At 61.5% G+C, this 23,307-nt stretch carries 22 protein-coding genes; 10 read left to right on the top strand and 12 right to left on the bottom strand.

Going from position 1 to position 23,307, the window contains the following annotated elements:
* Positions 1–19: 19 nt before the first annotated feature.
* Genes DBV08_RS12715 through DBV08_RS12725 form a run of 3 tightly spaced genes read left to right on the top strand, consistent with a single transcriptional unit; the run spans position 20 to position 1,910 of the window.
* Positions 20–481, top strand: a complete 462-nt coding sequence (locus DBV08_RS12715) for a MarR family winged helix-turn-helix transcriptional regulator (protein WP_095968728.1) — start codon at positions 20–22, stop codon at positions 479–481.
* Positions 478–906 (top strand): organic hydroperoxide resistance protein, encoded by a 429-nt coding sequence (locus DBV08_RS12720; RefSeq protein WP_003939720.1) that lies wholly within the window; start codon positions 478–480, stop codon positions 904–906. The genes DBV08_RS12715 and DBV08_RS12720 overlap by 4 nt, the downstream gene beginning before the upstream one ends.
* Complete coding sequence (locus DBV08_RS12725; protein WP_095968727.1) at positions 903–1,910, top strand: NADP-dependent oxidoreductase; 1,008 nt, start codon at positions 903–905, stop codon at positions 1,908–1,910. Before DBV08_RS12720 ends, DBV08_RS12725 begins: the two co-directional genes overlap by 4 nt.
* A 76-nt stretch (positions 1,911–1,986) precedes the next feature.
* On the opposite strand, the gene DBV08_RS12730 is transcribed toward DBV08_RS12725, so the two are convergent.
* From DBV08_RS12730 to DBV08_RS33260, 4 genes are all read right to left on the bottom strand, one after another.
* Positions 1,987–2,862: an oxidoreductase gene (locus DBV08_RS12730; RefSeq protein WP_095968726.1), complete on the bottom strand. Its 876-nt coding sequence runs from the start codon at positions 2,860–2,862 to the stop codon at positions 1,987–1,989.
* Positions 2,863–2,913: 51 nt separating this feature from the next.
* Positions 2,914–3,867, bottom strand: a complete 954-nt coding sequence (yidC, locus tag DBV08_RS12735; RefSeq protein WP_124567647.1) for a membrane protein insertase YidC — start codon at positions 3,865–3,867, stop codon at positions 2,914–2,916.
* 112 nt (positions 3,868–3,979) lie between these two features.
* A complete protein-coding gene (locus DBV08_RS12740; protein ID WP_260395552.1) occupies positions 3,980–4,285 on the bottom strand; it encodes a DUF6412 domain-containing protein in 306 nt (101 codons plus the stop codon).
* Positions 4,258–4,899 (bottom strand): alpha/beta fold hydrolase, encoded by a 642-nt coding sequence (locus tag DBV08_RS33260; RefSeq protein ID WP_397487271.1) that lies wholly within the window; start codon positions 4,897–4,899, stop codon positions 4,258–4,260. The genes DBV08_RS12740 and DBV08_RS33260 overlap by 28 nt, the downstream gene beginning before the upstream one ends.
* A 68-nt stretch (positions 4,900–4,967) precedes the next feature.
* On the opposite strand from DBV08_RS33260, the gene DBV08_RS12750 reads away from it, so the two are divergent.
* Together DBV08_RS12750 and DBV08_RS12755 are read left to right on the top strand one after the other, a co-directional pair.
* On the top strand, positions 4,968–5,444 hold the full coding sequence (locus tag DBV08_RS12750) for a C40 family peptidase (RefSeq protein WP_397487365.1): 477 nt from the start codon (positions 4,968–4,970) through the stop codon (positions 5,442–5,444).
* Between the two features lie 190 nt (positions 5,445–5,634).
* Entirely contained in the window at positions 5,635–5,871 is a 237-nt protein-coding gene (locus DBV08_RS12755) for a hypothetical protein (RefSeq protein WP_095968722.1), read from the top strand.
* On the opposite strand, the gene DBV08_RS12760 is transcribed toward DBV08_RS12755, so the two are convergent.
* A complete protein-coding gene (locus DBV08_RS12760; protein ID WP_124567649.1) occupies positions 5,846–8,206 on the bottom strand; it encodes a LuxR C-terminal-related transcriptional regulator in 2,361 nt (786 codons plus the stop codon). The two genes, DBV08_RS12755 and DBV08_RS12760, sit on opposite strands and share 26 nt — an antisense overlap.
* 86 nt (positions 8,207–8,292) lie before the next feature.
* Positions 8,293–10,626, bottom strand: a complete 2,334-nt coding sequence (locus DBV08_RS12765) for a LuxR C-terminal-related transcriptional regulator (RefSeq protein WP_124567650.1) — start codon at positions 10,624–10,626, stop codon at positions 8,293–8,295.
* Between the two features lie 197 nt (positions 10,627–10,823).
* Between DBV08_RS12765 and DBV08_RS12770 the strand changes: the two genes are divergently transcribed.
* The 3 genes from DBV08_RS12770 to DBV08_RS12780 all read left to right on the top strand — a co-directional run bounded on the left by DBV08_RS12770 (position 10,824) and on the right by DBV08_RS12780 (position 13,965).
* Entirely contained in the window at positions 10,824–11,549 is a 726-nt protein-coding gene (locus DBV08_RS12770; protein WP_095968719.1) for a GntR family transcriptional regulator, read from the top strand.
* Between the two features lie 107 nt (positions 11,550–11,656).
* Positions 11,657–13,231: an NCS1 family nucleobase:cation symporter-1 gene (locus DBV08_RS12775; RefSeq protein ID WP_124567651.1), complete on the top strand. Its 1,575-nt coding sequence runs from the start codon at positions 11,657–11,659 to the stop codon at positions 13,229–13,231.
* Positions 13,232–13,236: 5 nt separating this feature from the next.
* Positions 13,237–13,965: an aspartate/glutamate racemase family protein gene (locus tag DBV08_RS12780; RefSeq protein ID WP_095968717.1), complete on the top strand. Its 729-nt coding sequence runs from the start codon at positions 13,237–13,239 to the stop codon at positions 13,963–13,965.
* Here DBV08_RS12780 and DBV08_RS12785 read toward each other — a convergent pair.
* A complete protein-coding gene (locus DBV08_RS12785) occupies positions 13,932–15,107 on the bottom strand; it encodes an MFS transporter (protein ID WP_095968716.1) in 1,176 nt (391 codons plus the stop codon). The genes DBV08_RS12780 and DBV08_RS12785 overlap by 34 nt on opposite strands.
* A gap of 97 nt (positions 15,108–15,204) precedes the next feature.
* Positions 15,205–15,516 (bottom strand): helix-turn-helix transcriptional regulator, encoded by a 312-nt coding sequence (locus tag DBV08_RS12790; RefSeq protein ID WP_124567652.1) that lies wholly within the window; start codon positions 15,514–15,516, stop codon positions 15,205–15,207.
* Between the two features lie 338 nt (positions 15,517–15,854).
* Between DBV08_RS12790 and DBV08_RS12795 the strand changes: the two genes are divergently transcribed.
* Together DBV08_RS12795 and DBV08_RS12800 are read left to right on the top strand one after the other, a co-directional pair.
* Positions 15,855–17,105, top strand: a complete 1,251-nt coding sequence (locus DBV08_RS12795; RefSeq protein WP_206028805.1) for an MCE family protein — start codon at positions 15,855–15,857, stop codon at positions 17,103–17,105.
* An 82-nt stretch (positions 17,106–17,187) separates the two neighbouring features.
* Positions 17,188–17,940: a class I SAM-dependent methyltransferase gene (locus DBV08_RS12800; RefSeq protein WP_124567828.1), complete on the top strand. Its 753-nt coding sequence runs from the start codon at positions 17,188–17,190 to the stop codon at positions 17,938–17,940.
* 7 nt (positions 17,941–17,947) lie between these two features.
* Here the strand turns inward: DBV08_RS12800 and puuE are convergent, their stop codons facing one another.
* From puuE to DBV08_RS12820, 4 genes are all read right to left on the bottom strand, one after another.
* Positions 17,948–18,877, bottom strand: a complete 930-nt coding sequence (gene puuE / locus DBV08_RS12805) for an allantoinase PuuE (protein WP_124567653.1) — start codon at positions 18,875–18,877, stop codon at positions 17,948–17,950.
* Between the two features lie 15 nt (positions 18,878–18,892).
* Positions 18,893–19,879 (bottom strand): allantoicase, encoded by a 987-nt coding sequence (gene alc / locus DBV08_RS12810; protein ID WP_124567654.1) that lies wholly within the window; start codon positions 19,877–19,879, stop codon positions 18,893–18,895.
* A gap of 3 nt (positions 19,880–19,882) precedes the next feature.
* Positions 19,883–21,127: a DUF6986 family protein gene (locus tag DBV08_RS12815; protein ID WP_124567655.1), complete on the bottom strand. Its 1,245-nt coding sequence runs from the start codon at positions 21,125–21,127 to the stop codon at positions 19,883–19,885.
* Between the two features lie 62 nt (positions 21,128–21,189).
* A complete protein-coding gene (locus tag DBV08_RS12820; RefSeq protein ID WP_124567656.1) occupies positions 21,190–23,217 on the bottom strand; it encodes a CocE/NonD family hydrolase in 2,028 nt (675 codons plus the stop codon).
* Positions 23,218–23,307: the final 90 nt, after the last annotated feature.

The raw sequence follows: 23,307 nt of genomic DNA on the forward strand, positions 1-23,307 counted from the left end.
GTGCGCTACAGTTGTTCTCGTGACCAACCCACTCGCCCTCGAACGCCAGGTCTGCTTCGCCCTCTATTCGGCGTCGCGGGCCACCACGGCTGCGTACCGAGCGATGCTCGACGACCTGGGGATCACGTATCCCCAGTACCTCGTCTTGTTGACACTCTGGGAACGAGACGGCCGCGGGGTGCGCGAAATCTGTGAGGCCCTCGATCTGGATACCGGAACCCTGTCGCCGCTGCTCAAACGGTTGGAGGGTCTGGGTTTCATCGAACGTCGACGCCTCACCACCGACGAGCGTCGCGTCGAGATCCACCTGACCGAGTCCGGTTCCACCCTGCGCAGCAAGGCCGAGGACATCCCGGCCAAGCTCGCGGGCGCCACTGGTCTGAGTAACGACGAACTGACCGAACTCCGAGACGTTCTCACCCGCCTCGGCGAGTCACTTCAAGCATCCAATGCCCACTCCGACGGAAAGAAGAAGTCATGAACATCGTCTACACCGCAGAAGCACTTGCCACCGGCGAAGGCCGCAACGGTCACGCTCGCACCTCGGACGGACGCCTCGACCTCGGCCTCGCCATTCCCAAGGAAATGGGTGGCAGCGGCGAGGGCACCAACCCCGAGCAGCTCTTTGCCGCCGGATACGCAGCGTGCTTCCACTCCGCTCTGCAGATGGTCGCCCGCGCCGAGAAGGCCAACGTGGCTGATTCCGCAGTCGGCGCGCGGGTCGGCATCGGCCCGAACGGCGCAGGCGGTTTCGGACTTGCTGTGACGCTGGAGGTTTCACTCCCCCATCTGCCCCATGACCAGGCCGTCGAGCTGACGGAGAAGGCACACCAGGTGTGCCCGTACTCCAACGCAACTCGCGGCAACATCGAGGTCACCCTCGAAGTAAGTAAGGACGACGAATGAGCACCACCACTGTAAGCCGGGAAATCCGCCTCGCATCACGCCCGAGCGGTTGGCCCACCTCGGAGAACTTCGCCACCGCCGAAGTCGAACTCCCCGAACTCGAAGACGGCCAGATCCTGGTTCGCAACATCGCCATCTCCGTCGACCCGTACATGCGCGGCCGGATGAACGACGTGAAGTCCTACCTTCCGCCGTTCCAGGTCGGCGCGGCACTCGACGGTGGCGCTGTCGGCGAGGTCGTCGAATCCAAGTCGGCTGATCGCGCCGTGGGCGACGTTGTCGTCCACGGCCTGGGGTGGCGTGAATACGCCATTCTCGACGGATCCGCAGTGACTCCGGCCGACACGTCCATCGCACCGGCGACGGCCTACCTGGGCGCCCTCGGCATGACCGGCCTCACTGCGTATGCCGGCCTCACCGCAGTCGCGGAATTCAAGGAAGGCGACACCGTATTCGTCTCCGGCGCAGCAGGTGCCGTCGGATCGCTCGTCGGTCAGATCGCCAAGTTGCTCGGCGCGAAGCGAGTGATCGGCAGCGCCGGTTCACCGGCGAAGGTTGCCCGACTTCTCGAACTCGGATTCGACGCGGCGTTCGACTATCACGACGGCCCGATCACCGAACTTCTGGCCGCCGCGGCGCCTGACGGCATCGACGTGTACTTCGACAACGTCGGTGGCGAGCACCTCGAAGCCGCCATCGACGCCATGAACCAGGGTGGTCGGATTGCCTTGTGTGGGGCCATCGCTCAGTACAACACCACTGACAAGCCCACCGCTCCCCACAATCTGGCATTGGTGATCGGCAAGCAGCTCACGCTGCGCGGATTCCTCGTGGGCGGCTACCGCCACCTCGGCGGCGAATTCCGCACCCACATGGCAGGGTGGCTCGCCGACAACAAGATTCAGTGGGACGAGACCATCGTCGAAGGCCTGGAGAATGCACCACAAGCCTTCATCGACCTGATGCGCGGTGCGAACACCGGCAAGATGGTTGTCACGCTGTAACCCGAACAGCATGTAGCTCGAACAGATGTGAAGGTGGCCGCGAACTTNNAAGTTCGCGGCCACCTTCATATCCGAATCAGATCCCGTACGAGACTCCGGTCAACTTCTCCGACAAATTCCACAAGCCCGCGGCGGTCCTCGTATCGTGAGACTTCTTGTTCGACCCCACGACCTTCGGATACCCGCGCTGCTCGAACGGACCGTCCGGTCCGATGTAACTGCCGCCGAAAGCATCCGGCGCAGTGGCCGCCCACAGTTCGGGAAGCGCCCCCATCTCCGCGGACTGAGCGAAGATCGAATTACCTATCCCCATCAGCTTGTCCTGGATCGACTCGGTATGCCCCTGCAGGTTCGTCGACGCATATCCCGGATGCGAAGCGAGCGCTTTGAGCGGAGATCCCGAAGCTGCAAGCCTGCGCTGAAGTTCGTACGTGAACAACAGATTGGCGAGCTTGGACTGCCCGTAGGCCAACCAGCGGTTGTACTTCCGACGTTCGAAATTGAGATCGTCGAGATCGACAGTTCCAAGCTGATGCAGGGCACTGGACATGGTCACGACCCGGTCGGTGAGTTTGTCCTTCAACAGACCGGTCAAGGCGAAGTGCCCGAGATGATTTGTGCCGATCTGCATTTCGAAACCGTCGACCGTCCGGCGGAACGGAACGGCCATAACGCCGGCGTTGTTCACCAGGACGTCGACCTTGTCCGTTGCGTCGGCGAAAGCTCGTACCGACGACAGATCGGACAGGTCCAACTTACGCACTACCGCGTTTGACCCGATCTCGGCGGCTACGACGTCGGCCTTCGTGGTGTCCCGACAGGCGAGGACCACGTCTGCCCCGGCTTTGCCCAGCGCTCGTGCGACTACCTCACCCAGTCCGCTGTTCGCCCCCGTGACGACAAATGTGCGGCCGGTCTGATCGACTACGTCTTCTGCGGTCCATTTGGTCATGCTTTCCAGCGTACGTGCCTTACTCGTCGGTAGGGAGGGGCGATTTTCCGGTCATCGCTTGCGCTTGGTCCGGATCGGCTTTGCTCCCGGCAACGGTGCGGCGGCCCTTCGGGGCGCCTGCGTCGCGGCCGTCGAGGATGTCGGCGACAATTCGGCCTCCTTCTGCTCCGCCGCGATGCGTCCGTAGACAAAATGCTGTTGTCCCAACGTCCAGCAGTTGTTGCTCACGAAATAGAGCAGGATCGCAACAGGGGCGAAAGCGCCGAACGCAATCACACCGATCGGAAATACCCACAGCGCAAGCTTGTTCATGATTGCCGTCTGGGGGTTGACGGTTCCGGTGTCCACCTGACGTGCGATGGACGCCCGCGACGTGAAATGCGTAGCGACGGCCGCGAAGATCATCAGCGGTACGGCAACCAGAATGATGGAGATTCGGCTGACGTCGCCGAACGCCTCCAGTTGTGCTGCCGGACTCGAAATCATGGCGGACAACGGCGCGCCGAACAGTTTGGCGTCGAGAAACGTCTGCACGTCCGAGGCGCTGAAGAAGTAGTTGGCAGTGTTCGCGTTGTCCGCCACCGACATGGGCTCGGTCGGGCTCAGAAACGGGACGTGGGATGCCGCTCCGGTTCGATTGAATGATCGCAGGACGTGATAGAGACCAATGAACACCGGTGCCTGAACGAGCATCGGCAGGCATCCGAGCAACGGGCTGTAGTTGTGTTCCTTCTGCAGCTTTGCCATCTCGACAGTGAGCTTCTGCCGGTCGCCCGAATACTTCTTCTGCAATGCCTTGATCTGCGGTTGCAGTTTCTGCATCACGAGTTGGGTGCGGACTTGCTTGACGAATGGTTTGAACAGCAAGGCCTTGAGCGTGAAGACCAGAAACACGACCGACAGCGCCCATACGACGCCGTTGTCGGGTGATCCGGAGATCAGTGAGAAGACCTTGTGCCAGAACCAGAGGATTCCGGACACGGGGTAGTAGACAAAATCGAGCATGACGAAAAAACCTCACCGAGAGGCACGCTCCGGCAATCGAGAGCGCGGGAATGGTCGTGGACGCAAGACGTCTGACCGACCTACGGCGAGTTCACTCCCGCCGACGGCCGATCTACAGACCGATTCCGGGTGCTCGAGGTTGCGGACGACCGGGCGCGTCCGGACTGCTCTGCCTACGGAAGGCACCACGCAGGCAGCGCTCGTCATCCGACGGTCCGGTGGCCGCAACCGCACACACTTGCAGAAGTTCGTACCTCGACGAGGTGGCGAGCGCCGCGACCACGAAGACGGCAATCGCAGTTCCCAGCACCGCGGCGCTGCCCGACGATCCAAGCGGAGGCACTGCGAGAAGCGCGATGAACGGCAGCAGAAGCAGCAACAGTGACCGTGTCACCGTTCCCGTGCTCCGCTGTTGCATGACTGCGAGAGTACAGAACGACCGCCGAATCCAGCTAGGCACCGTTTCGTGAGCGCATTTCCCGACCCGCTGCGTACCGGCGAGGTCGCCACGCCGCACACGATCGCCGGCCGCCTGGTCACTGCGCAATCCGCATGGTCGAACAGAACGCCACCAACCGAGTTCACCAGAACCAAGCGCGCAAATCGCACGGGGAAGTCCCGCGCGAGTGCTGTCGCCACACCGCCGCCGAACGAATGCCCGACGACGGTCACCGGGCCGGTAACTCCGGCGGCGTCCAGAAACCGCGTCATCCACGCCGCATAACCTTCGAAGTGTCGATCGGCTCGGTCCAGTTCAGAGGTGGTTTTTCCTCGGGTGAAGTACCGAACTCGATATTGCCGTGCGCCCGCGGTGCGGCGACGACCGTAGTACCTGCACCGATACCTACTTCTTACTTCTGCCCTTTCTCGAGACGTCACACCTGCCGACACGCCATTCGAAAACAGGTATGCACCCCGTCCACCTGACCGGCGCGAACACGTCGAGGCGACACCAGGCTGTGTGTCACAAGCCGAAGCCCGATCACGCTCAGCCGATACCTGCTTCGGGACGCACCGACGCGAAGGCAACACGAGAAATGTCGCACCACCGATTCACCAGCCCCCGCACGACGAAGAACGCACTCGGAAGGGCGCTTGTCATCGGCGCTCTTTCGCTCACAACCCTTGCCGTGAGCATCGACACCGCAAACGCTCAGACCCCCTTGCTTCCGGACTGGAACACAGGCGAAGTTTCCGTCGCCACGAATCCGGCAAAGGTGTCGGGTTTCGTTTCCTCGGACGGAGGCCGCGCATTGGCAGTCGCACAGTCCAAGATCGGCGCCCCGTACGTCTGGGGCGCAACCGGACCGGACTCGTTCGACTGCTCCGGCCTCGTGCAGTGGGCCTATGCACAAGCGGGCGTTTCGATTCCACGAACTACCTACGACCAGGCCGTCGGCGGAGCTCCGGTTTCCCGGGACGAACTCCAGCCCGGTGACGTGGTCCTGTACTACGGCGGGGAACATGTCGGGATCTATGCCGGCGGCGGTGACGTCGTTCACGCCCCGACATCGGGCGAGTCGGTCAAACGCGCACCCGTGGACTCGATGCCGTACTACCTCGCCCGCCGTTACTGACATGTTTCACGTCAGCTTGACAAAACGGCCTGGATCGCAACGACATTCGGCCCGCTCGTCACTATCCGAATGCTTGACGCTCCCCCATTGCGCGGAATGCGACGCCATCCTCTCCCCCGCCAGTGCCGTCTGCACCAGATGCCGCGGGGTGCGATTGGACGTAGCGCGGTGCTGCGGAGACGGCACTGTCGTGTCCTGGCGAACGGTTCAGGGCGATCCGACGACGGTTCTCGCCATCGTCGAATTGGACGAGGGACCGTGGCTGTACACGTTACTCACGCAATCCCCACGCACGGATGCGCCCGGACCGCTGCGAGTGTCGTTTCAACGGCGAGAAGTGGGTAAGCGCTATCCGGTGTTCTGCCTGTGCGGCGACGACCGAGGCGCAGTGCAATCGGACGTCAACTCCGGCCTTCTGAAGCTTTGATCTGCTGCGAATCATCTTCCTGCGCAGCCGATACCACCCACGCCGCGATCTGCGCTCTGGAGGTGAATCCCAATTTCGTCAGCACGTTCTCCACATGCCCCTGCGCCGTCCGTGGCGAAATGACGAGATGCTCGGCGATAGCGCGGTTGGTGAGGCCCTGAGCCACCAGTTCCGCAACTTGCTGCTCACGACGGGTCAGTCGGATCGCCTCCGTCGACAGTGAAGCTGAAGCACTGCGACGCTCGTCGAGCGCATAGGCGACGGCTTCACCCTCGGTCATGACGATTCCTCGGTGAAACTCTCTATCGAAGGCGCTGTCACCCAAAGCCTTTCGAGAACTATCCATGGCATTCTCGCGGTAGCTCGACAACCGCGAGAATCCGGTGAGAGGTTGCCCGATCTTCTGCCAGTACATCGCTGCGGCACCGAGAAGAACCGCTCCATGCTTCCAATCACGTTGTGCCACAGCCGTCCATGCAAGCGGTTCGATGCACCACGCCGCGTTCATCGACGAGCTGTCAATTCGCAAACTTCGCGTCAAATACTCACTCGTGCGCGCGAAGTCGCCCCGAAGCCAAGCAATGAGTCCGAGAAACCCCAACGCGTGGGCCTGATACGTCACTTCGCGCAGTGGCTCGGTAATCTCGAGACACTCGTCGAAACACTCCGCCGACCGCTCCAGCGCGCCCGTAAGAATGTAGGCGAGGCCGAGGGTATCCAAACTGATCACAACGTACTGCAGATTTTCGTCGAGCCGAAACAACGTCACGGCAGATTCCAACTTCGCTGTGGCATTGTCCAATTCACCCGCGCATGTGTCGACGTACCCGCCCGCCCACTCCGTCAGAGCTCGCGAGCGCACATCTCCCAGAGCCTCGGCAAGTCGCCGTCCCTCGTCGATCAGTTCGCGGGCGCGAACGAGATCGCCCTGCATCGCATGCGCCGCGGCGTCCACGCACAGGACATCCACCCGAAACATGTCAGGCTCGGAGTCCGCGGCGTTCAGTGTTCGATCAGCCCAATATCGCAACTGGCCGATCAATCCGTCGGACAACAAGAATCTGTACCACGCGGTGAACATACGAGTCGCAGACCGCGCCTCACCAACGGTGGAAATCGAATATTCCAGCGCATCGTACAGATTGTGTTGTTCTCGACCGAGCCGCGCTGCCCACGACGCCTGCCCGCTACTGATCCAGTCGGATTCTGCACGGATGACAAGGCCTTCGAACCAATCACGGTGTCGGCGAAGCAGATCGAGCTGCTCCCCCGTTGAATCCAACTTTTCACGCCCGTACTCCCGGAGCAGATCGAGAAGGTGGTATCGAACGGAGCCGTCGATCTCCTCACGAATGAGGATGGACTTCTCGACCAAACCAGTGACGAGATCGAGTGTTTCCGTCGAACTCGAATCCTGCCCGCACACCCCCTCCGCCGCGTCGAGATCGAACCCACCCGAAAAGACCGACAACCTCCCCCACAACCGCTGCTCCGGTAGCGAACAGAGGTCATAGCTCCAATCGATCGACAATCGAAGGGTCTGCTGACGACTGGGCACGTCTCGTCCGCCATTGGTGAGGAGACGGTACCGATCCGAGAGCCGGTTCATGATCTGCTCCGCAGACATACCCCGCAGACGGGCAGCTGCCAGTTCGATCGGCAACGGCAGTCCGTCCAGGTCTTGGCAGATGCGGGCAACGGTATGCCTGTTCTCCTCGGTCAGCGCAAATCCTGGTACCACCGCTGCGGCTCGTTCTGTGAACAACAGAACGGATTCGTACTGGGCCAGCCCGGTGGACCCGTTCGGGCCCCGAAGAGCCGGCGTCGTGAGCGAGGGAACACGCATCGTCACCTCACCGCCCATCCCCAGCGACTCGCGGCTCGTCGCCAAGATTTTCACCCCGGCGCAGCGACGCAAGATCGCCCCGCACAAGCGGGCAACCGAATCCACCAAGTGCTCACAGTTGTCGAGCACCAACAGCAGACTCCGATCGGCGCAGTAGTCGATCACGGCGTGCAGCGAATCCGACGACGAGACCGGCCGCACCCCCAACGTCAGGGCGACATGGTCCTCGAGCAGGTCCGGATCCGACAGCTCGCCCAACTCCACCAACCAGGTTCCGCCGCTGAACACGCGTTGCAGCGCACCCGCGAGTCTGATCGCAAGGCGTGTCTTACCCACTCCCCCAACGCCGGTCAGCGTCAACAAACGGGACGACTCGAACAATCTTCTGGCATCGGCCAACTCACGCCGTCGGCCGACGAAACTCGTCAGCTCCAACGGCAAGTTGCCGACAATCCGATGATCGGCTTCTGCACGCACAGCGGATGCCATCGACCGACTCGCTTTCTGCGATTCCACTCCACACCAACGCTACCCCCGCGAACTGCACCCGGAGAAGCGCACCGCTGCCCACGGTCTCAGCCTCGGGAGTCGGTCTCCTGCGCGGTCGAGACGAACCACGCCGCGATCTGTGCTCTGGAAGTGAATCCCAGTTTTGTCAGCACATGTTCCACATGCCCCTGAGCGGTCCGCAGCGAGATGACCAAGTGCTCCGCGATGGCGCGGTTGGTCAGTCCCTGAGCAACCAGTTCCGCAACTTGCTGCTCACGGCGAGTGAGGTGAGGTCCTTCTGTCGACGATGCAGTCGTCGCACTGGAACGCTTGTCGAGCGCATACGCGACAGCTTCACCTTCGGACATCGCAAACCCGTTGCGAAACGAGGTGTCGAAAGCATCATCACCCATAGCCTTGCGTGCAGCGTCTGCCGCGCTGTCGTGATGAGTTGACAAACCCGGCAGGCCCGCCAGCCGTCCCCCGAGCTTCTGCCAATACATGGACGCCGCGCCGAGCAGAACCGCTGCATGCTTCCAATCACGTTGCGCTGCAGCAATCCAGGCCAACGGTTCGATACACCACGCCGAGTTCATCGGGGCATCGAGAATTCTCAGACTTCGAGTCAAATAGTCACGTGCGCCTTCTAATTCACCTCGGAGCCAGCCGACGATCCCGAGAGTTCCCAGCGCAAAAGCCTGGAACATCACTTCGTGGGCGGGCACGGTGATCGCGAGAGTCTCTTCGTTGCACTCCACAGAGCGATCGAGGGCCCCCGAAAGGAAGTATGCGATCCCCAGAGTGTCCAGGCCGATCACCACATGCAGCAGATTTTCGTCGAGTCGAAACAGCGTCAACGCGGATTCCAGCTTGGCTGTAGCGGTATCGAAGTTGCCCCCGAATGTATCGACGTATCCGTCACCCCATGCCGCCAGACCGCGTGAGCGTACGTCCGCCAAGGCGTTCGCCAGGCGCCAACTCTCGTCGACCAGCTCTTCTGCCCGTTCGAGCTCACCCTGCATCGCGTGATTCACGGCGTCGATGGCCAAGACATCCACTCGGAACGGGTCCAGCTCCCGATCCGCTGTATTCAGGGCTCGATCCGTCCAATAGCGCGCCTGCACAAGCAATCCACTTGCAAGCCAGAATCTGTACAACGCACCGACCATTCGCGTTGCAGATCGCGCCTCTCCCGCAGTGGAGATCGAGAATTCCAACGCGTCGTTGACGTTGCGCTGTTCACGACCCAGCCTTGCAATCCACGCCGCTTGCCGGTCACTGATCCACTCGGCTTCCGCACGAACGACCAGCGCTTCGAACCAATCACGGTGACGCCGTCGAAGTTCCACGAAATCACTCGAGATCTCGGCCTTCTCGCGTCCGTACTCCCGCAGGAGGTCTAGCAGGTGATAGCGAACAGTGCCGTCGACCTCCTCACGAATGAGGATGGACTTCTCGACCAACGCAGTGACGAGATCGAGCACCTCGGTCGAACTCGAATCCTGCCCGCATACGCCTTCGGCCGCGTCCAGTTCGAACCCGCCGGAAAATACGGTCAGCCGACCCCACAACTGCTGCTCCGGAGGTGAGCACAAGTCGTAGCTCCAATCGATCGACAATCGGAGGGTCTGCTGGCGACTCGGTACACCACGTCCACCGGAAGTCAAAAGGCGGTAACGATCCGAGAGCCGATCCATGATCTGCTCCGCCGACATTCCGCGCAGACGAGCGGCCGCCAACTCGATCGGGAGTGGGAGTCCATCCAGGTCGTGACAGATATGAGCAACGGCGCGCTTGTTCTCCTCGGTGAGGGTGAAACCTGGCACGACAGAAGCCGCACGCTCGGTGAACAGCGACACGGATTCGTACTGGGCAAGTCCCTCGAATTCGCGCGGCTGTTGCTGCGGTGTGGTGAGCGAGGGAACGCGCATCGTCACCTCACCACCTATACCCAGCGATTCTCGGCTCGTCGCCAAGATCTTGACGCCGGCACATCGCCGTAGGATCGCACCGACGAACGAAGCGACGGCATCGACAAGATGTTCGCAGTTGTCGAGTACCAACAGCAGACTGCGATCGGCGCAATAGTCGGTCACAGTGTGCAGCGGGTCCGATGAGGACACCGGCCTCACACCCAAAATCACGGCGACATGATCCTCGAGAAGTTCGGGATCCGTCTGGTCGCCCAACTCCACCAACCACGCGCCGTCCCGGAACACCCGCTGGAGCGCACTCGCAAGTCGGATCGCGAGACGCGTCTTGCCCACACCGCCGATGCCGGTGAGCGTCAATAAACGGGACGACTCGAACAATCTTCTGGCTTCGGCCAACTCACGCCGTCGGCCGACGAAACTTGTCAGCTCCAAGGGCAAGTTGCCGACAACTCTCTGGTCGGCTTCTGCGCGCACAACGGATGCCATCGACCGACTCGCTTTCTGCCAACCACTACAAATCAACGCTACCCCCGCGTTCGTCGACCTGAGCAGTGCTCACTCGAGCGTCGTTGTCGCAGTCGAACTGCCCGCACCTCACGGATGCGATTCACGACGGCCATGCCGGTGTCATGCGCCCGAAACAACGGATTCCTACCCTGGCAGCGAGGAGAAGGGAGACCGACATGCCGCCGCGCCGTAGATCGGTACTGCTGACGCAACTGGTAATCGATGCTCCCGGTAGTCCACAACAAGCGATCCTCGACGAACTGCGGCGAGTAATTCTGTCGGGTTCGGCGCCTCCGGGTACCCCGATTCCTCTCGGCGAGGTGGCTGATGTGTTCGGTGTCAGTCGAATACCTGTGCGGGAATCGCTGAAAACCCTGGTCGGAGAGTCGTTGGTCGACCATCGCCACCAATTCGGCTACACCGTCGCGCAGTTGACGCCGGCGGAGCTACATGAGATGTACATCGTCCGCGAAACCCTCGAATCAGCTGCATTGGCCGTCGCCGTCGAGCAGGCCACCGAAGAGGATCACGAACACGCCGTCGAGGTGAACTCCCGTCTGGAGATCGCGTTGCGCTACGACGACTCTCAGTCCTATCACTGCGAGAGCCGCAACTTTCACCTCGCACTGACCCGACCGTCGCAGATGCTTCGACTTCTGCACATGTTCGAAGCTGCCTGGAACATCACCGAACCGGTTCAGCCGATGGTCCATGTTGCCGGCGTCGACCGGCAGGTACTGCACTCCGATCACACAGCGATGCTGGACGCATTCCTGCGTCGGGACGCGACCGCGCTCCTGACTGCATCCGAAATCCATCATCGCCGACTCGATACCGTGATCGCCACTCTGCCGACCGACACCGGCCTGCTTGCCGAAAAAGATATACCGATTGCGCAATAGTCGCGCAACACGGCCTCGATACCTTTCTCTCAACACAGTTTTCACCACCGTCGCTGAGAGCTTGTGCTCTGTCCGCTGATTCCTTGCACACAAGCACAGGAGCTGTCATGACCGACATTCTTCCGTCTCGAACCACTTCTTCCACCACTCCCACAACGGAAACCGGTCCAGGTGATCTCGTCGAGGCCGCCGGCCACCCGGTGGGCAGCGGATTGATCAAGGCGGGTTACGACCCACGTTTGACCAACGAGGATCTGGCACCGCTACGCAAGCAGACCTGGTCGTCGTACAACATCTTCGCGTTCTGGATGTCCGACGTACACAGCGTTGGTGGATACGTCACGGCCGGTAGTCTTTTCGCCCTCGGCCTGGCCAGTTGGCAGGTACTCGTCGCATTGCTGGTCGGCATCACGATCGTCTATTTCTTCTGCAATCTGGTGGCCAAACCCAGCCAGGCCACCGGTGTGCCCTATCCGGTGATCTGCCGCAGCGTGTTCGGTGTCCTCGGAGCGAACATTCCGGCAATCATTCGCGGCCTGATTGCCGTGGCTTGGTACGGAATTCAAACTTTTCTCGCCTCGGCAGCACTCGATGTCGTACTCATCAAGCTCTTTCCGTCACTTGCACCGTACGCCGTGGTCGAGAATTACGGCTTCGCCGGGCTCTCCGCACTGGGCTGGGGAAGTTTCATGCTCCTGTGGGTACTTCAGGCCTGTGTGTTCTGGCGAGGCATGGAATCGATCCGCCGCTTCATCGACTTCTGTGGCCCCGCCGTGTACGTCGTGATGTTCATGCTGTGCGGATATCTCGTCTACAAAGCAGGCTGGAGCGCAATCGATCTCACGCTCGGTGACGTGAAATATTCCGGTTTCGACGCCGTACCGGTCATGCTCGGTGCGATCGCCCTGGTCGTCTCGTACTTCTCCGGGCCGATGCTCAACTTCGGCGACTTCTCTCGCTACGGGAAGTCGTTCGCAGCCGTCAAGAAGGGTAACTTCCTGGGGTTGCCGGTCAACTTCCTCGTGTTCTCGGTACTCGTCGTCGTCACCGCATCGTTGACACTGCCGGTGTACGGCGAGCTGATCACCGATCCCGTTGCAACCGTGGCACGTATCGACAGTACCTTCGCCATCGTCCTCGGCGCCCTCACCTTCACCATCGCCACGATCGGCATCAACATCGTCGCCAACTTCATTTCCCCGGCCTTCGACTTCTCGAACGTCAGCCCGCAGAAGATCAGCTGGCGCGCCGGTGGAATGATCGCGGCAATCGGATCCATCCTCATCACCCCGTGGAACCTGTACAACAATCCCGACGTCATCCACTACACCCTGGAGACCCTCGGAGCTTTCATCGGGCCACTGTTCGGAATCCTGATCGCCGACTACTACCTCGTGCGCAAGCAGAAAGTGATCGTCGACGACCTGTTCAGCATGTCGCCGACCGGAACCTACTGGTACAGCAAGGGATACAACCCTGCTGCAGTGATTGCCACCGTAGTGGGAGCCGTCGTCGCGATGGTCCCGGTCCTGGGTAAGGACCTCACCGGGATGTACACCGCAGCGCAGTACAGCTGGTTCATCGGTTGTGGGCTCGGATTTGCCGTCTACTACCTTCTCGCCACGCGCACCCCTCTGGCTGTTCGGAATGCTTCTTCTGCCGACACTGTGACGGTCGACTGATCCTCATGAGAATCAAGGTGATCAATCCCAACACCACGTGGGCGATGACCGCCAAGATCGAGGAATGTGCCTGGGCCGTCGCCGGCTCGGGCACATTCGTCGAGGCCGTCAGTCCTGCCATGGGTCCTGCGTCGATCGAGAGCCACTACGACGAAGCGCTCAGCGTCCCAGGGATTCTGACCGAGATCGCGTCCGGAGAGAAGAACGGCGTCGACGGATATGTCATTGCCTGCTTCGGTGATCCAGGCCTGGATGCAGCTCGCGAGCTGGCCAGGGGTCCCGTGGTCGCGATCGCCGAGGCAGCTGTGCACTACGCCGGTTTCCTCGGACGCGGATTCAGTGTCGTCACCACCCTCGGTCGGACTCGTGGCCGGGCTGCCGATCTGGTGGACCGTTACGGAATGGCGGCCCGGTGCCGCGGTATCCACTCCTGCGAGATTCCGGTTCTCGCACTCGATCGCGATCCCGATGCACGAAAGGTGATCCTGGAAGCCTGTTTCGACGCCTTGGAACGAGACGGCTCGGATGTCCTCGTTCTGGGGTGCGCCGGGATGGCGGACCTGTGCCAGGATCTGTCCGACGAACTGGGAGTGCCGGTAGTCGACGGTGTTGCCGCTGCCGTCACCATGGTTCAATCCTTGATCACGCTAGGATTGTCGACCAGTACGCGCGGTGAGTTCGCGCGGCCCCTACCCAAGAACTACACCGGAACTTTGGCACCGTTTTCTTTGTGAACCCGCCCGAGCGACAATCGAGCGCCGATCATTGCCAGGGCCAGAGCGGCGAACAAGACGCCGGCCCACACCAATTGACGTGTTCCGAGGTGTGTGAGAAACAAACCACCTGTCGCTGTTCCGAGCGTGATCCCCAGATTGGAGAACGAAATGAACAGGCTGTTACCGAATTCGGGTGCATCGACCGAATCTCGCCCCATCCAACTCTGGGAAATGACCAGTCCACCGGAATGCACCACGCCCCACACCAACACGGCAACAGTCATCGCAGCGAAGTACGGACCCACCAGATAGATCACCACGTACACGAGTATGTACAGCAACGGAAACGCCACGACTGTTCGCACCACACTCTTGCCGAGCAGGGCCCCGAAGACGAAGTTTCCGAAGATCATCACGACACCGAATGCCAAGAGCATCGCACTGATCCACGATCCGCTCATACCCGTCACCTCGCCGAGATATTCGGCGAAGTATCCGTACACCGAGAACATCGCCGCAAAAACGAACGTGACGGAAAGAATGGTCAACCACACGCCGGGTCGGCGAAGTATCCCGACCTGCGCACCGTACGACACACGTTGTGCGACCGGGGCCGAGGGCAGAAGTACAAGAATTCCGACAAACGCGAGCGCATTGACCACGGCACCGAAAACGAATGCCGTCGAAACCGACAAGTTCTCGGCCAGATACGACGTCAACGGCACACCGAAGGCAAAACCGACCGTGACACCGGCGAATACCTTCGTCACAGCAGAAGTGGCCTCCTCCGGTGGCACCAGACGAACCGCACTCGCCAACGCGACCGCGAAGAAGACCGGATGAACGACGGCGGGAATGATCCGGAAAGCGAACATCACCTCGAAACTCGATGTACTCGCGTACACCACGTTCGAGACCGCAAAGACTGCAATCGCCACCAACAGAACGGTTTTTCTGTTGATTCCCGAGGTGAAGAGCGTCGTGAACGGACCGGTGACCGCCACGACGAGCGCAAACACACCCACCAACCATCCTGCATCAGAAGTGCTGATGCCGAACTTGTCGCTGACCTGGGGCAGAACCCCGATAATCCCCATCTCTGTGGTGATGATCCCGAATACGCCCAACGCCAGAACCGGTATCAACAATTTCGACTTCACGACACACTCCTCCTACTACGCAACATGAGACAGATACATATCTAGATATGTAGATATATTTGGTGAAGCAAACCGGTCGACGAGGACAACCCGACCGCTACAGCTTTTCGCGAACGAATTCCCTGAACTCGCCGATCACAGCTTCGTTTCGTCGGTAGTACGTCCACTTCCCGATGCGCTCGGACTTGAGCAGACCCACATCTTTCATGCCCTGCAGATAACCCGAGATCACCGACTGGGCAAGCCCCGAACGCGACTGGATGTCACCAACACAGACCCCGATATGGAAACCGAGATCTTGTTGGGTGTACGAGTCTTCGTCGAAATACTTCGCCGGGTGCGCGAGCCACTCCATGATCTGCAGACGCGTGGGGTTGGACAACGCCTTGAAGATCGCCAACGCTTCCATCGATCACACCCCGCCCTTCGCCGACCAGAACGCATCTACTTTTGTAGATACGACTCGCGAAGTCAAGCCCGCAAAAGGCAGATGGGGGCGTGCATCACACTCCCACGCCCGAAGTGAGCTGTGCCACTTGCACTTCGACGACCTGCGGAAACAGATGCCCCGACTTTCTATCTGTGACGACTTGTTTATAGTTATCGCCAACAACGAATTGTCGGAACTTTCCCGTTCGCCCGAGAACATCCGCGGGTGAACACAATTCGCTCACCATCAGCCGTACCCGGCTTGTCATTCGGGAGTCGAACCATGAGCACACCACGTCAGTTCGGGCTCGATCTCCGATGGTGATGTCGAAGCTCGCCAAATGGCAGCTGGTCGCCCTCGTAGTGGTTGCACTCCTGGGTTTGATCTACGTCGGAGCGAAATACGTACGGCTGGACAATCTTCTGGGATTCGGCCAGTACACGGTCAAAACCGAACTGGCGACGTCCGGTGGCATCTTCACCAACGCCGAAGTGACATACCGCGGTGTGCCCGTCGGACGCGTCGGCGACATGTCGCTCACGACCGAGGGAATCGAAGTCGACCTGCTGATCGACAGCAGTGCTCCGCAGATCCCCGCATCCGCGCGGGCCGTAGTGGCCAACCGCTCTGCCATCGGCGAGCAGTACGTCGACCTTCAGCCCGATACCGACCAGGGCCCTTTTCTCGAAGACGGCTCGGTGATCGCAGTGGCCGATACCACCACGCCGATTCCGATCGAGAACGTATTGACCAGCGCCGACGGTCTGGTGCACTCCGTTCCCGTCGACGCGCTCCACACCGTCGCGAAGGAACTCGGCGCGGCATTCAACGGCAAGGGCGAAGATCTACAGGTACTTGCCGACTCGCTGTCGGGGATTTCCCAGTCAGGCCTCGACGCCCTTCCACAGACCCTCGGACTGATCCGTGACAGCCAGACCGTACTCACGACCCAGTCCGATCAATCGTCGGCGATCAAGCAGTTCAGCACCGATCTCGACGCACTGACCGCGCAGCTGCGCACCAGCGACCCCGACATTCGACGGGTGATCGACAACGGCATACCGGCCAGCGAACAAGTCGGCTCTCTCGTCACCGAAGCCGGCCCCGCGCTCACGACCAATCTCTCGAACCTCGCTGCAGTTGCGTCGGCAGCAGCACCGACAGTGCCCACCCTGCAGCCCTTCTTACTCTTTCTGCCTGCGCTCGCCGGGGCAGCGCCCACCGTGGCACCAGGCGATGGAACCGTACACCTGGGCTTGGTACTCGAGACCAACAACCCGCTCTCGTGCACCGTCGGATACGAAGGGACGATGGCAATTCTCGACGAGATGAAGCGCAAAGACCCGAACTTCGACGACACGACGCAGAACTTCCCTCTGAACACCGCTGCCAACTGCCAGGCACCTCAGGGCAGCGAAACGGGTGTCCGGAGCGCCAACCGCATCGCCTTCGCCGATCCGAACACCTCCCAGCCGTGGGACAGCAAGCCCAAGGTGGACCCCGACAAGCTCGATCTCAACCCGATCGCCACTCAACTGGCTCCGATGCTCGGCGCCACCCCGAAGTAGGTGAAAACGACTGGCACCGTCGACGCTCGGCGACGATGATGATGTGATGCCGGAAGGAACGCCTGAGGGGATTTCACAGGGGATGTCGCGAAGTTTCGAAGAACTTGTCGCCGAGGCCGAGTCCGCCTCCGTCGACGGGTGGGATTTCTCGTGGCTCGACGGCCGGGCCACGGAGCAGCGTCCGTCGTGGGGGTATCAGAACCTCATGGGTGAGCGTCTCGGCCGCGCCGGCGCCGCGTTGGACATCCAGACCGGTGGCGGCGAAGTCCTCGCCGCTGCACCAGCACTCCCGCCTGTGATGGCAGCAACCGAATCCTGGCCACCGAACGTCATCAAGGCCACCGCCCTTCTGCGTCCCCGAGGTGTGGTGGTGGTCGCGGATCCGGACGAGCCACCGCTACCGTTCGCCGATTCGGCTTTCGATCTGGTGACCAGTCGGCACCCTGCGACGGTGTGGTGGGCCGAGATCGCTCGGGTACTCGAACCGGGGGGAACGTACTTCGCTCAACATGTGGGTCACGCGAGCGTGTTCGAACTCGTCGAGTACTTTCTCGGTCCTCAGCCGCAGGCTCGTCGCGGACGGCACTACGAGGACGAAAGTGCCGACGCGGTTGCCGCTGGGCTCACCGTTGTCGATCTTCGTTTCGAGCGTCTGCGCATGGAATTCTTCGACATCGGCGCCGTCATCTACTTCTTACGCAAGGTGATCTGGATGGTTCCGGGATTCACCGTGGCGCAGTATCGAGACCGACTCCGCGAGCTCGACGAGCAGATCCGTCGCGATGGATCATTTGTCGCGTACTCGAGTCGATTCCTGATCGAGGCGCGCAGGTGAACCCGCATTACGCCGGGTGAACAGCTTTCCAATGTTCGGCGATGTCGATTCGCCGCGCAATCCAGACCTTCTCGTGCGACTGCACGTGATCCAGGAAGCGCTCGAGGGCAGCGACACGGGCGGGGCGGCCGACAATGCGGCAGTGCAACCCGACCGACAGCATCTTCGGCGATCCGGCCGTTCCCTCCGCATACAGCACGTCGAAGGCGTCGCGTAGGTGCGCAAAGAACTGATCACCGCTGGGAAATCCTGCGGGAGAAGCAAACCGCATGTCGTTGGTGTCAAGGGTGTACGGAACCACCAGGTGCTTCGCCGACTCTGTTCCACGGGGGACGTCCACCCAGTACGGCAGATCGTCGGCGTACGAATCGGAGTCGTAGACGAAGCCGCCGTGCTCGACCACCAATTCACGGGTGTTCGGTGAATCGCGTCCGGTGTACCAACCGAGAGGCGCCGAACCCGTCAGATCCTGCAGGATCTGGACCGCCTCGGCCATGTCTGCACGTTCTCGCTCGATGTCCACGGATTGGTACGACTTCCATCGCAATCCGTGACATGCGATCTCGTGACCCAATTCCTGAAAAGCACTGACCGCTTCCGGGTTACGTTGCATCGCGCGCGCCACCGCGAAGATGGTGAGAGGCAGGTTCCGCCGCTCGAAAGTCCGCAGGACACGCCACAATCCGGCCCGAGAGCCGTATTCGTACAGCGATTCCATACTCATGTGTCGATCCGGAAATGGTTCTGCCGGAGTCATTTCCGACAAGAACGTTTCCGAAGCCGCGTCGCCGTCCAGAACGCTGTTCTCGGCACCCTCTTCGTAGTTGAGCACGAACTGAACAGCTATCCGCGCGTCGTCGGGCCAGTGGGGGTGCGGCGGATGAGGACCGTACCCCACCATGTCCCGGGGATAGTCGTCGCGCGGATAGTCGCTCATGCCAACAACTTACCGTCAGCGCTCCGAGATCACAGCGCGAGCAGCATCTGTCAGTACGCCGAAGACTCTCAGCCGCGCGAGGCCACCGTCGGGGAAGATGTCCAGACGAACATCGGTGACCGGGACTTCGGATTCAACCGGGAAGCGATGGCGGGTGTCCGGACGCAGAGTGGTTCGAGGCAAGAGTTCGATCCACTCCCCTCCAGACGTCCGGCCGGTCAGAGCGCCCTCACCCGGACTGTTTCCGAGGAAATACGAGGTGTCGATCTCGACAAAGCTCAGCACGCCTTCACCTGCGAGTTGTACTTGTACCCAGTCGTTTCCGTCGTCGCGGCGCCTGGCCGTCTCCCACCCGTCACCCATCGAGGCAGCGCGTCCGGGAAACAGAATGTTCTGCGGCGAGCTGTAGAACATGTTGGAGCAATCGGTTACGCGGCCACCGTTTTCGAGTGCTGCGAGGTCCAAGGGCCCGGCGTCGAGGAACCGCGGGTCTGGCCGTGCTTCACCGTGAACACGGAACCTGGCAACACCGCCGTCCGGGTAGATGGTCAGCTTGACGTGTGTCCACCGCTCCTCCGAAGACACCGAGAACGGATTCTCGGAGTCGCCTTGAACGGGCGAGCGCTCGACGATGGTTGTCCACTCGTCGGAACCGGCCAGGTCGAGTGGATCCGGATACCCGTCCACGGAGATTGCTTCCACCGAGATCTCGGGCGGGTAATTGCCCTTGAACCAGGCCGTGTCGACGACGACGCCTCGCACCACTCCGGGAACACCGAGGCGCACGATCGCCTCGTCATGACCTGCCACCCGGCGACGACGGGTCTCCCAACCGTCGTACACCTGACCCTTGTGACCGAACGTTGCCGGCTGGTATCCAGCTTTGCCCGGTCGGATCAGGGCCTCACGCTCGGCGAATGCCTCGTCGTTCGCCCAGATGACGGCTCCGCCGAGGGTGCGCAGTGCCAGGTCGGGCAGCAAGGTGAATTCGGTGGTGCTCATCGGTCAGTGTTCTCCTGTGATCGGTGTGGTGCGTCCTACGAGGTGGCGGAGTGCGTCGGTGTCGGCACTCGGGGCGAGCCTGAGCACTTCGGATTCCGGATAGGCCCCCGCGTCGAGCCCGCGCAGAACCACCGCTGCCAGCGCCTGGGCAGTTGCGGGTTCGTCGATCACGTCGCCACCTTGGCGCCCCAGGTACGACTGGATGCGCGGAGCAGCGGCGCCGAGCGCGTTGCGGTAGAAGCCGAACGTGGCGAGCCAGCGGGTGACCAGATGCCCGGGGTGCATGTCCCACCCCTGGTAGTAACCGCGTTCCAGGGACCGTGTGACGAGGCGATGGTGCCGCGTGATCGCGTCGCGAATCGCCGTGGCACTCCCGACGGGCGCAACCTGAGTGGACCCGTCGCACACCCAGACGCCGGTCTGAGCGGCAGCAGCCAACATGACAGCCTTTGCGTGGTCTGCCACCGGATGTTCGAGCGACTGATGACGTGATGCAATTCCACATGCCGCGCTGTAATCGTAAGTGCCGTAATGCAATCCCGTCAGACGGCCGGCTCCGCGATGGATGGCCGGAGCAACTGCCACCGTTCCGTCGGCAGCGATGACCGCCTGCGGGCTCTCGATCTGCAACTCGAACCGAAGCGAACCGGTCTCGAGTCCATGGGCATTCTCCAGTTCTTCGCAGAGCAACACCGTCGCCGTGACCTGCTCCACCGCGCGCAGTTTGGGAACGGTGAAGACAAATCCGTTCGGCACTCCGCCGGCGGCGTCGAGCACCAGCTCGAGAGTCCTGATCGAGCGCCGACGCTCGCCGGCCGGTAACCCCTTGAACCTGATGCCACCCCAGCTCGGACCCGCAGAATCAGTGCTGAGCGCTGCGAGTGTCCGGCCGGCCGACGTCGCTGCCGCGTCTTCTTCCTCGTCGCTGCGACGTCCGTACCCGTCCTCGAAATCTATTCGAAAGTCCTGGACCGGCTTGCGGCCGAGCTGAACTCGCACATCTGCGAGCGCATTCTCGGTGTCGAGATCGGCGAACACATGCGCATGAGAATCGAGAAGCGCGATCGCCTGCTCACCCCAGAGACGAGGGGTGTCGACAGTTGCGTCTGCAGCACTGACGTAAATCGTGTGCACAGGCTGGATCTCGTCACGGTTTCCCGGGTACTGCGCCGCGAGCCGCTCGTCCACCGGGTCCAGAAGTCCGTCCAGACGATCGTGGACGGCGGCGGAGAGTCGGGATTCTGTCATCGGACGATCTTCGCAGAACGTCCGCGAGCCCGCAGGTTCTCACGCCGCCGATCCAGTCCGGGTCAGCGACCTCCGACGAACGGAACGTTGACGAAGCTCGGCCGGTCCGCAGCCAACTCGATGTGCTGCGGCTTCAGTTGGCTGTCGGCGAGCATCGGCCCGAGTGCCAGGTAACGCGGCACGCTGGCAGCGTAGACGTCGACGCGGAGTCGGTGTCCGGGTTGTAGCACCGCGTCCGTCGGGAGCATGTTGATGTCGACGGCGGTGACTTCACCGGGAACCACCGGCTGACGGGTGTCGATCGTCAGATAGTGGTGCGGTTCACTGTAGTCACCGTTGGCCGAGCGAGTGCTCTTGGAATCGTCGACCGCCCGGAGCGACGCAGTCAGAGCGCCGTTCGTGATCGGTGTCGAGGTTCCGTCCGGCGCTACGTCGTTGACAGTCGCTGCCCAGAATCCGTCCGTCGCGTCCAGGACTGTCTCGAGATGGACGTTGATCGGGCCCGAGAGTGAGGTCGGCTCCGTCACCGCCTCACCGGTGAACGTCAGACCCTCCGCTTCCTGGAATCGGGAATCCTTGGAACACGACGCACCGAGCACCACGGAGATCCCGGCAGTTCCCTGTGTTCCGTCGCCGGAACAAAAGCCTCGCAGTCCTGGTGCGACCGTCAATCGCGCTGCGGCACTGGACGGGTCATTTGTCAGCGAACCGTCGTACGCCGCGTGGGCGGCAGTTCCGCTGGGCGCGGAGTTCAGATACATACGTTCGTACGTCGCACCCGCTCGCGGGAACTGATCATCGGTGATCCATCCGCCGCCTTGCTGCAACATCGTCACCGGGCCGTAGCGATCGATTCCGTTGTCGATGCCCTTGAGCCACTTGTCGAACCACGCACGTTCGAGTACGTCGAGGCGCGGCGGCGCACCGTCCTTGCCGAATCCTCCACCGGGAGTGACGTGATAGCCGTCCCCCATGATCAACTGCTTCTGGCCGGGTGGCAGATCGATTCCGTTGTAGATCCGCGGCTCGCTGTTGGCGAAGATGTCGTGCCAACCGCCGTAGACCATCGTCGCAGCGGTGATGTTGCCGACGTCAGCGGATCGGTCCTGATAGAACTGACCGTCTTGCGCGACTTGGAGAGTCGACGGTGACACGTCTTCGATTCTCTGGGCCGTCATCGCTTGTACCAGTTCGGGAATCAGTGTTCCCGGATCCTCGAGGCGGCTCGCCAACCACAGTGGATCGAAATTTCCTTGCAGGATGTCCTGAACGTTCGGGATGAGCTTGAGTCCGTTGACCGCGGTCAACCACAACGGCATGAACCCCACTCCGAGGCCACCACCGGTCCCGACGATGTCGCGCAGCAGATCGTTGCCTGGTTCGACCGGGAAGATCGCCTTCAGCGCAGGGGGGTTGTTGCTCGCCGCCTGCACCGAATTGATCGCGGAGTACGAGATACCCGCCATCCCTACTTTTCCGTCCGACCACCCTTGCTTGCTCATCCAGTCGATGACCTCGATCGAATCCTGTTGCTCGCGCTTGCCGAGGACATCCCAATTACCTTGGGAGAAGCCGGTTCCACGCGCGTCGACCACGACCTGGGTGTATCCGTTCTTGACCAGGTCGCGGTTGACGCCGAGAACCCGTGCGCCTCCGCCGGCGATGACGCCCGTCAACTCCGACACTCCGTCGAACGGCGCAGCGAGGTCGAGCGAGTTCGCCACGTCCATCAACGTCTCACCCACCTGCGGGATCGACAGAGCTGAATCCACCAACGTATCCAGCAGTTTCGTGTACGGCGTGATGTTGAGAACCGAAGGTGTCTTCGATTCCACGGCGCGCCCGGACGCATCTGCCGGGCGGTACACATTCGCTTGTAGAACGGTGCCGTCACTCATCGTGATGGGCACGTCCCACTCGATGGAGACCCCCGGATACTGTGGCGCCGCCTCCGTAGCCGCGAGCCAGGCTTGTCCGTCCGACCCGCCCGTCGGATCCGCAGAAGCGACGGCACTCGGCACCGTCAGGCCCACGACGCACAGTCCCACCGCAATCGTTGTCGACCTTCGACGTAGAAGTCGTGTCTTCACGAAAACCCCAATTTTCTGTTGTGATGACCCAGCCCTGCCCCCACGACAGTGACCGGCGTCACGAACTTACCGGATAGTAACTTCCGTCCC

This window comes from Rhodococcus sp. KBW08 (assembly GCF_003852455.1).
Taxonomy (GTDB): domain Bacteria; phylum Actinomycetota; class Actinomycetes; order Mycobacteriales; family Mycobacteriaceae; genus Rhodococcus_F; species Rhodococcus_F baikonurensis.

Coding starts and splice junctions, on each gene's coding strand:
- DBV08_RS12720 (WP_003939720.1), top strand. CDS start 478: ATGAACATCGTCTACACCGCAGAAGCACTTGCCACCGGCGAAGGCCGC.
- DBV08_RS12725 (WP_095968727.1), top strand. CDS start 903: ATGAGCACCACCACTGTAAGCCGGGAAATCCGCCTCGCATCACGCCCG.
- DBV08_RS12730 (WP_095968726.1), bottom strand. CDS start 2,862: ATGACCAAATGGACCGCAGAAGACGTAGTCGATCAGACCGGCCGCACA.
- yidC (WP_124567647.1), bottom strand. CDS start 3,867: ATGCTCGATTTTGTCTACTACCCCGTGTCCGGAATCCTCTGGTTCTGG.
- DBV08_RS12740 (WP_260395552.1), bottom strand. CDS start 4,285: ATGCAACAGCGGAGCACGGGAACGGTGACACGGTCACTGTTGCTGCTT.
- DBV08_RS12760 (WP_124567649.1), bottom strand. CDS start 8,206: ATGGCATCCGCTGTGCGTGCAGAAGCCGATCATCGGATTGTCGGCAAC.
- DBV08_RS12765 (WP_124567650.1), bottom strand. CDS start 10,626: ATGGCATCCGTTGTGCGCGCAGAAGCCGACCAGAGAGTTGTCGGCAAC.
- DBV08_RS12770 (WP_095968719.1), top strand. CDS start 10,824: ATGCCGCCGCGCCGTAGATCGGTACTGCTGACGCAACTGGTAATCGAT.
- DBV08_RS12775 (WP_124567651.1), top strand. CDS start 11,657: ATGACCGACATTCTTCCGTCTCGAACCACTTCTTCCACCACTCCCACA.
- DBV08_RS12780 (WP_095968717.1), top strand. CDS start 13,237: ATGAGAATCAAGGTGATCAATCCCAACACCACGTGGGCGATGACCGCC.
- DBV08_RS12790 (WP_124567652.1), bottom strand. CDS start 15,516: ATGGAAGCGTTGGCGATCTTCAAGGCGTTGTCCAACCCCACGCGTCTG.
- DBV08_RS12795 (WP_206028805.1), top strand. CDS start 15,855: ATGGTGATGTCGAAGCTCGCCAAATGGCAGCTGGTCGCCCTCGTAGTG.
- DBV08_RS12800 (WP_124567828.1), top strand. CDS start 17,188: ATGTCGCGAAGTTTCGAAGAACTTGTCGCCGAGGCCGAGTCCGCCTCC.
- puuE (WP_124567653.1), bottom strand. CDS start 18,877: ATGAGCGACTATCCGCGCGACGACTATCCCCGGGACATGGTGGGGTAC.
- alc (WP_124567654.1), bottom strand. CDS start 19,879: ATGAGCACCACCGAATTCACCTTGCTGCCCGACCTGGCACTGCGCACC.
- DBV08_RS12815 (WP_124567655.1), bottom strand. CDS start 21,127: ATGACAGAATCCCGACTCTCCGCCGCCGTCCACGATCGTCTGGACGGA.